Origin of the sequence: uncultured Anaerococcus sp., from assembly GCF_937934665.1 — a bacterium.
Lineage (GTDB): Bacteria > Bacillota > Clostridia > Tissierellales > Peptoniphilaceae > Anaerococcus.
In genome coordinates this window covers 1-8,756 of the sequence record NZ_CALGYW010000106.1, presented here as the reverse complement: position 1 = coordinate 8,756, position 8,756 = coordinate 1, and the positions used below count along the sequence as shown (strand labels likewise).

Below are 8,756 nucleotides of genomic sequence, written 5' to 3'. Positions count from 1 at the left end.
TTCCAAATGTGGTACAACGACTACCTACCAGAAATCCCTTTATACTCTAACCAATATCACACAGGTTACACAGCAAGAGTTAAAGGATTTGATATCAATACACCAGTTTGGGAATCTGAATACCAAATCAATGCTATGAGCATCGAAAAATAAAAAAGATTTTAAAAGACAGGGCCAAGAAGCCTTGTCTTTTTTTATGCAAAAAAATTAATAATAAAATGTTTTCATAAAGTTTTTATTTATCAAAAATTTTAAAAGTTTTTAGAAATCTACTAGATTTTATCCTAATCTTACATGGCTTAACTAAGCTAATCACCCTGTGTAAAACTTAAGTGAAAAAATAACAAAAAATGGAAAAATAATTAATGGAAACGATAAATATTCAACTATCTATAACAAGGGATGTAAAAGATTGACAATAATCTCTCAATAAGTTAAAATCAAGATATAAAGTAACTTATTTTAGGGAGGATACTATGAAAATTAAGAAAGTATTTTCATCACTTATGGCTTTAGGCCTTATGACAACGATTGCAGCGTGTTGCGGGGCAGACAAAACTACCGACACCAAAGACAATCAAGGTCAAGATAATCAAGTAGAAGGCGAAGCTAACCAAGAAGTAGAAAATGAAGAGGGAGAAGTCGCAGAAGGTGGACAATCTGTAGAAGATTTTGAAAACCAAGCAACTGACGATACCCTGGTTGTAGGTGTTGAAGATATAAATGGGGACTTTATCGGTGGTTGGACCAATAACAAAACTGACGTAAAGGCTCGTAGGTACATGGGAATAGAGGGTAACAATGGTTATTCTACTATAGTCCAAGACGAGGGTGGCCAGTGGGTAAATAACATGACTGTCCTTGAAAAAGAACCAGAGACAGTAAAAAATGAGGATGGGTCAGAAACCACTACCTTTACCATCAAAAAGGACCTTAAGTTCTCAGACGGCAGCCCAATTACAGCTAAAAACTATCTATTTGGTCAACTCTTATCATCCCACCACTCCTACCAAGTGGTAACAGGATCAACAAATATAGGAGCTGATACACTTTTAGGCTACGAAGATTATTTTAATGGAGATAAGGATTTCCTAGAAGGCTTAGAACTAGTAGATGATTACACATTCAAGGCAACGATTTCATCCGATTTCCTACCATACTTCGAAGCAGACTCACTTAGAGGATATGGCCCATTCCCATTCCATGCTATTACAGACAACCTAACAGTATCTGAAGATGGTAAAAAACTTGAACCTACTGAAGGATATCAAGTAACAGAAGAAGACAAGGAAAGATATTTCAAAAATCTTGACACATCTATCCAAAAAGCAAAAGAAGACTTCGAAGACGACTGGTCATTCATTGAAACTGCTGAAGATGTTACAGAATCTGAAAAAGAAGAATACGAGACAGCTAAAGCCGAACATGAAGAAAAAATAAAAGAACTAGAAGCTAAAAAAGATGGCGAAGTAGATCCTACAGAACTACTTATAGAAGATGCCATGCTAAGAGAAGCTAACGAATATAGGGTAAAACCAACAGTTGTTGATGGACCTTATAAGTTTAATTCCTTTGCAAATAACATGGTAAAACTCAGCCTAAATGAACATTACGCAGGAAACTTCAAGGGCGAAAAAGCAACCATACCTAATATAATACTTCAAACAGTAAATAAAAATATAGCTGTAGACCTATTAGAAAATGGAAATATAGACCTTTGGGAAGCAGAAGTCGATGGGTCTAAAATCGACCAAATGAGAGCGGCTGCAGAAGAAGGAAAAATCGGTGGTTACAACACCTTTGAAAGAAACGGCTACGGCAACGTAACCTTCCTAACAGATAGGGGAGCTACAAAATATAAAGAAGTAAGGCAAGCTATAGCCCACCTAATGGACAGAAACAGTTTCGTCCAATCTTATGCAGGTGGCTACGGTGTAGTTACAAACGGTATGTACGGTACCAGCCAATGGATGTATAATGAAAGAGGAGCTGACCTTGAGACAAATCCAGAATTTAAGAAATACCAACTAAACCTAGATGCGGCAAACACTCTTCTAGACCAAACTCCTTTCAAATTTGAGGCAGATGGAACAACACCTTGGGATAAGGCGAAAGCTGATGAAGAATTTGCTAAAAATGCTGATGGTTTTGACTACTACAGATATGACGAAAACGGCAAGAAACTCCAAGTAAACCAATATGGTTCTGACGAATCACCAATTACAACCCTAATTTCAAACCAAGTGCCAGTAAATGCTAAGCAAGTTGGTATGGAATATAACGTAACAAGTGGTTCTTTCGCAACCTTACTTGAATACTACAACTTCCCTAAAGAAGACGCAGAATATACAGCCTTCAACATGGGTACAGACTTCGGTACACCATTTGATCCTTATTACCAATACCACAGCAAGGGCTTTGACAATAGAACAAAGACCAACGACCCGGTTGCAGACGAGCTAACTGTAAAACTTCGTCAAACAACGCCTGGCGATAAGGAAGCTTACCTAGATACATGGGAAGAATTTCAAAAATGGTACAACGATTACCTCCCAGAAATCCCACTCTATGCTAACCAAAACCACTCTGGTTACTCAAAGAGAGTAAAGGGCTTTGATATCAACACCCCACTTTGGGAATCAGAATACCAAATAAATGCTATGACAATAGAAAATTAGCCCAGTCAAAGAAGATTAAAGAAAGTCCCCGCTTAAATGCGGGCTTTTCTTTAAAAAAATTCACCTTTTACACTCTGTGAAAATAATAGTGAATTTCTTATCAATATTTACACAAATTAATAAATATACTAAAAATGTATCAGATAAGCCTTATCATTTGGGACAATTTAGCATTTTTATAAGTTCTAAGGTTGACAAAAAAGCCTAAATATTATAGTATTGTAGGTATAAATATATGGTTTTGACTTGCTAAAATTAATTGAAATAATTAAAACATACATATGGCAGGTATTAACCAGAAGAGGAAGGATATATATGTTACGTTATATAGTTAAAAGAATTTTAAACTTAATACCAGTAGCTCTTATAATATCTATCATGCTTTTTGCCTTCTCTAAGGCCATGCCAGGAGACCCAATCCAGGCGATGATCCCTACAACTGGTAGGATGACCAAGGCCCAAAAAGAAGAGATGTATAAGAACTTATCAGCAAGGTACGGCTACGATAAGCCCCTACCAGAGCAATATGTAAGATGGTTAGGAAGAACCCTTAAGGGAGACTTTGGTGAATCAACTAGAGTTAGAAGACCTGTTAAGGAATACCTGTCAGAACCACTTAAAAATACAATATACCTAAATATAGGTTCTACAATAATTTCATTTGTACTTTCGGTGCTTATTGGAATTAGGTCGGCGACCCGAAAGGGAGGAATCTACGACAAGACGGCCCAGACCCTAACACTAGTGGGTCTATCAATACCGACCTTCTTTATAGGACTTATAATGATATTTTTCTTTGCCTTTAGGCTAAATTGGTTCCCAGCTAATGGTATGCCAAGAGTAAATGCCTTTGGTGAATGGATAAAATATCTAACCTTACCAACCTTGACACTAACAGTAGGATCTCTTGCATCCTTATCTAGGTATGTAAGAAACTCCATGCTAGATGCCCTAGACCAAGACTACATCAGAACAGCTAGGTCCAAGGGTCTAAAAGAAAAAACAGTAGTATATTCTCACGCCTTTAGAAATGCTCTAATTCCAGTAGTTACAGCACTTACATGGGCGGTACTTGGAATGTTCTCAGGTTCTGCTATAACAGAGAGGATTTTCTCTTATAGGGGAATTGGTAACGAGCTTATTTCTGCGGTAATGGCGCAAGACTACAACGTAATCCTTGCCCTATCTATGTTTTATGCCGTTTTAACCCTTTTAGGTAACCTCCTAATGGATATAGCCTATGCCCTAGTAGATCCAAGAGTTAAATTGGAGGCTTAATATGAATAGAAAAGTTAAAAAACCATTTAAATCTTATTTTGGCTTCCTAAAAACTTACCTTTTAAGAGGATTTACCTTTGCAAATGGTATGGAAGACGATGTAAATCCAACACCAGGACCAGAAACAGAGGGTCCAGCCGGAGATTTAAACCAAAACCTTGAGGGCGGCCCACAAGAAGGTCCGGAAAATGACAGGCTAAAAGAAGAAGCCATCATGAGCCCGGGAAAGGTAGCCCTTAGAAACTACTTTAGAAACCCACTTGGAGTTATTGGTCTTGCTATGTTTATAGCTATTGTTCTTGTAATCTTTTTAGGTTCAAGAATGTTACCATTTAACCAATACTACTCACAAGGTAACCTTACAAATGTATCTCCAGGTGCTGGATATATGAACTATCCAAGCGAAATGGAAAAAGAAGGCGTTGAAAAGATTTCTATAGGTAATACTTTCGCAGTAGGCCTTACAAAAGAAAATAACATCTATGTTTGGGGCTCAAACAACGAAGATGATGTTTTAACAATCCCAAAAGATGTTAAGGAAAAAATCGAAGGCAAAAAAATCAAAGACGTAGCTGCGGGTGATAGACACATCATCATTGCTACAGAAGATAACGAGATTTATGGTTGGGGTAATAAGACCTTTGATCAAACTAAGGTTCCACCAATGCAAGAATCCCAAATCAAAGAAGAGGGTATTGCAAAACTTGGTGGTGGTACCCAATATTCTGTTGTCCTAACAGAAAAGAACAACCTAGTTATCTGGGGTTCAACTCTAGCCTCAAGGCTTGATATGATTCCATCTACTATCCAAGGAGAAGTAGTAGACTTTGATACAAATACAATAAACGTAATTGTGACCAAAAAAGATGGGTCTGTTGACCTACTTGGTGTAAGAGGTGCTGAAAATGATACAGCTATGCCTGCTGAGCTTAGAGAAGGCAAGGTAAAGGCTAAAAAAGCAGTACTTACAGCAAACTCAGCAGCAGCCCTTACAGAAGATGGAAAACTTTATGTTTGGGGTCCATCTAGAGATAAATTAGCTGGTGACTTTATACCAGAATTTGACGGCAAACTAACTGATATAGAAGCAAGTGATTCAATAATAACTGCCCTTGACGAAAACGGCAAAGTTTATCAATGGGGTATAGAAAATTATGGAGAACTTGATACTCCTGATGGAGAATTTGAAAAATTATATTCAAATTATTTCAATATTTACGCAGTAGACAAAGAAGGAAAAATAGATACTTGGGGACTTAATGGATTTAGGTTTGGTTCAGATGACCAAGGTCGTGATATCTTTACAAGGCTTATCCACGGCGGCAAGATGACTATGATAATCTCCCTTATCTCATCAATTATCCAAATTGGACTTGGTGTTTTAATAGGTATGATTTCAGGTTTTGTTGGCGGAAAAGTTGATAACGTCCTAATGAGAATATCAGAGATTGTTGCGTCATTCCCATTCTATCCAATGCTTATTTCCCTATCTGCCCTTCTCCCACCAGGAGCAAGCCAAGAGCAAAGAATAACCATGGTTATGATTCTCCTAGGTGTACTAGGTTGGACAGGACTTGCCCGTCTTGTACGTGGACAAATCCTTGCAGAACGTGAGAGGGACTATATTACAGCAGCCAAGGCGCTTGGTGTAAAAGACTGGTCAATCATGGTTAGACACATCCTGCCAAACGTCTTATCTATAGTAATAGTAAATGCGACAATTGGTTATGCAGGAAACCTTCTTACAGAAAGTGGTCTTTCATTCTTAGGATTTGGTGTTCAAGAACCTACACCATCTTGGGGTAATATGCTTACAGCAGCCCAAAGTTCGGATGTACTAAATACCTACTGGTGGAGATGGGTATTCCCAGCCCTTGCAGTATTCTTGACATCATTCTCAGTAAACCTCATCGGTGATGCCCTAAGAGATGCCATAGACCCAAGAGCAAACGAGAGATAGGTGAAAATATGAGCTTACTTGAAATAAACAATCTTCATACCTACTTTTCTACAAGGCGTGGTCTAATCAAGGCCGTAAACGACGTTAGCCTCTCTGTTGATGAGGGTAAAACCCTAGGCCTTGTAGGTGAGTCCGGATCTGGTAAGAGTCAGACAGCTATGAGTATCCTCCAGCTGTTTGAAAGTAACCAAAAGATCTATGGTGGGGAGATAATTTTTGACGGAGAGAAAATTTCTGACTATAAAACAAGCCAAATGGAACATATAAGGGGAAATAAGATTTCTATGATCTTCCAGGAGCCAATGAGCTCTTTAAACCCAGTATTTACTGTAGAAAAACAACTCTCAGAAGTACTTATGCTCCATAAGGGAATGAATAAAAAAGAAGCAGCTGAAAGAGTTGAGGAGCTTTTAGCAGCTGTTAAAATACCAAACCCACATGTAGTAACCAAGCAATACCCATTTGAATTATCAGGTGGCATGAACCAAAGGGTAATGATAGCCATGGCCCTTGCTTGTGAGCCAAAGCTTCTAATAGCTGACGAGCCAACTACAGCCCTAGACGTAACTATCCAGGCCCAAATCCTAAGGCTGATGAATGACCTTAAGCACAAGGCTGGTACATCAATCCTCTTTATCACCCACGACCTTGGTGTTATAAACCAAATGGCTGATGAAGTAGCTGTAATGTACTGTGGTCAGATAGTTGAGCAATCACCAGTAGAATTTATCTTCAAACGTGATATAACAGACTACAACCACCCATACACTGTAGCCCTTCTAAACTCTATCCCATCTATCACATCAGATAGAAACGAGAGACTAGATATTATACCAGGGTCTGTACCTCACCCACTAAACCTACCAGACGGTTGTAAGTTTGCGGCAAGGTGCAAATTTGCTACAGAAAGATGTATCAAAGAAATGCCAGAATTAAAGGCAGTAAATGACAACCAATTAATTAGGTGCCATTATCCAAATAGAAAGGAAAGAGAAGAAGATGGAAAATAAAAACAAAAAGGTCTTATTTAAGATAAGAAACCTTAAAAAATATTTCCCTCTTAAGAAAAAGAGCTTCTTTGACAAGGGACCTGGCGAATATGTTCACGCCAATGAATCCATATCAATAGATATCTATGAGGGTGAAACACTTGGTCTGGTTGGAGAATCTGGTTGTGGTAAGTCCACCTTTGGTAGGACCCTCCTACAAATATATGAACAAACAGAGGGAACAACCCTATACTATGGCAAGACCTTAGACGACTATGCTCCAGAATACATGGGCAAGATGATTTCAAAAATCCCATCAAAATTCCCTAACTACCAAAAGGAACTTGATGAATTAAATAAAATCTACGAAGATTTAGAAAAATCTGAAACCGACGAAGACAGGGCAATGAACAACGAAAAAGCCATGTTCAAACGTCGTGAGATAGAAGAAGAATACCTAAATATGATTAGGATAGCAGGGGGACTCTTAGCCTCTGATGACCTAAATAAGGTAGCCAAACTTTTAAACAATGAGTACCAAGTCCTAAGAGAAAGGGCCAAGGTCTACACAGAATTAGAAGAGTTTGAACAAAAAGTTCAAATGAGGGTAAGAAGCTGGGATGACTATTACAAGAGCCTAGATGAGGACCCAAAATACAATGAATTAAAAGAAAAAGTTGATTCCATAACTATAAAAGTTAATGAAAAAAGAGATGAAATCGAAGCCTACAGAGATAGCCTTAGAGACAAGGAAGGCTTTGCTGAACTAGAAAGTCAATTAGATACAGGTATCGACCTTTCAGAGTTAAACAAGGAAGAAATGAGAGAGTTACGTAAGGACCTACAAATGATCTTCCAAGACCCTTATGGATCTCTAGATACCAAGATGACAGTAGGAAATATCATAGGTGAAGGTGTTCTAGGCCACGATTTATTCAATTCTAGAAATGAAAAAGGCTACAACGAATACATCCAAGAAACAATGGAAAAATGTGGTCTTGCTCCATATTTCCTACACAGGTATCCTCACCAATTCTCCGGAGGTCAAAGACAAAGAATAGGTATAGCAAGAGCTCTTGCCCTAAAACCAAGCTTTATAGTTTGTGATGAGGCAGTATCAGCCCTTGACGTATCTATCCAGTCACAAATCATAAACCTACTCCAAGACCTAAAAGAAGAAAACAACCTAACCTATTTATTTATCACCCACGACCTTTCAGTAGTAAAATATATATCTGACAGGATAGGGGTAATGTATCTGGGAGTAATGGTAGAGCTTGCGGACTCAGAAAAGATATTCGAAAACCCACTCCACCCATACACAAAATCTTTATTACAAGCCATCCCTAGAACTGACGTAAACCAAGGTCAGGAGCTTGCAGTTATAGAAGGGGACATCCCATCAGCTGTTAAGCCGCCAAAGGGATGTAGGTTCCACACCAGGTGCGAGTACGCTATGGACATCTGTGCCCACTTTGAGCCAGAGCTTAAAGATAATGGAGACGGCCACTTCATAGCCTGCCACCTAATGGACGTATCTGAAGAAGAAAAACAAAGAGCCTACGAGAAAAATATGGCCAAGAGAGCCAAAGAAGAAGAAGAATTAGAAGAAATAAGTGCTATATGAAAAGACCAATAGACAGGTTTAAGGGAAAGACTCGCGAGGAAATCGAAGAAAAAGAATCCCTCCTAGACGAAGATAACCTAGAAAGAGGGGACAGACTAGCAATGTTTCTAGCAGCCATGAGGGTATTCATGCCCTTTGTCCTCCTTCTCCTTGCCCCAATATTTTTAATAGCATTCCTTATGTAAATGTGAAAACCAGGATTTTTATAAATTCTGGTTTTTTTA

General features: G+C 38.4%; 6 protein-coding genes. All 6 read left to right on the top strand.

Going from position 1 to position 8,756, the window contains the following annotated elements:
• Nucleotides 1-476: 476 nt before the first annotated feature.
• The 6 genes from Q0410_RS05845 (at nucleotide 477) to Q0410_RS05820 (ending at nucleotide 8,717) form a co-directional block, all read left to right on the top strand.
• Nucleotides 477-2,678 (top strand): ABC transporter substrate-binding protein, encoded by a 2,202-nt coding sequence (locus Q0410_RS05845; protein ID WP_299034211.1) that lies wholly within the window; start codon nucleotides 477-479, stop codon nucleotides 2,676-2,678.
• A 315-nt stretch (nucleotides 2,679-2,993) separates the two neighbouring features.
• On the top strand, nucleotides 2,994-3,956 hold the full coding sequence (locus tag Q0410_RS05840) for an ABC transporter permease (RefSeq protein ID WP_299034208.1): 963 nt from the start codon (nucleotides 2,994-2,996) through the stop codon (nucleotides 3,954-3,956).
• 1 nt (nucleotide 3,957) lies between these two features.
• The gene (locus Q0410_RS05835) at nucleotides 3,958-5,916 is read left to right on the top strand and encodes an ABC transporter permease subunit (RefSeq protein ID WP_299034205.1); all 1,959 of its coding nucleotides are present in this window, start codon (nucleotides 3,958-3,960) and stop codon (nucleotides 5,914-5,916) included.
• An 8-nt stretch (nucleotides 5,917-5,924) separates the two neighbouring features.
• On the top strand, nucleotides 5,925-6,926 hold the full coding sequence (locus Q0410_RS05830) for an ABC transporter ATP-binding protein (RefSeq protein ID WP_299034202.1): 1,002 nt from the start codon (nucleotides 5,925-5,927) through the stop codon (nucleotides 6,924-6,926).
• Nucleotides 6,916-8,532, top strand: a complete 1,617-nt coding sequence (locus tag Q0410_RS05825) for an oligopeptide/dipeptide ABC transporter ATP-binding protein (protein WP_299034199.1) — start codon at nucleotides 6,916-6,918, stop codon at nucleotides 8,530-8,532. The genes Q0410_RS05830 and Q0410_RS05825 overlap by 11 nt, the downstream gene beginning before the upstream one ends.
• On the top strand, nucleotides 8,529-8,717 hold the full coding sequence (locus Q0410_RS05820; RefSeq protein WP_299034195.1) for a hypothetical protein: 189 nt from the start codon (nucleotides 8,529-8,531) through the stop codon (nucleotides 8,715-8,717). The genes Q0410_RS05825 and Q0410_RS05820 overlap by 4 nt, the downstream gene beginning before the upstream one ends.
• Nucleotides 8,718-8,756 lie beyond the last annotated feature (39 nt).

Coding starts and splice junctions, on each gene's coding strand:
- Q0410_RS05825 (WP_299034199.1), top strand. CDS start 6,916: ATGGAAAATAAAAACAAAAAGGTCTTATTTAAGATAAGAAACCTTAAA.
- Q0410_RS05820 (WP_299034195.1), top strand. CDS start 8,529: ATGAAAAGACCAATAGACAGGTTTAAGGGAAAGACTCGCGAGGAAATC.
- Q0410_RS05835 (WP_299034205.1), top strand. CDS start 3,958: ATGAATAGAAAAGTTAAAAAACCATTTAAATCTTATTTTGGCTTCCTA.
- Q0410_RS05845 (WP_299034211.1), top strand. CDS start 477: ATGAAAATTAAGAAAGTATTTTCATCACTTATGGCTTTAGGCCTTATG.
- Q0410_RS05840 (WP_299034208.1), top strand. CDS start 2,994: ATGTTACGTTATATAGTTAAAAGAATTTTAAACTTAATACCAGTAGCT.
- Q0410_RS05830 (WP_299034202.1), top strand. CDS start 5,925: ATGAGCTTACTTGAAATAAACAATCTTCATACCTACTTTTCTACAAGG.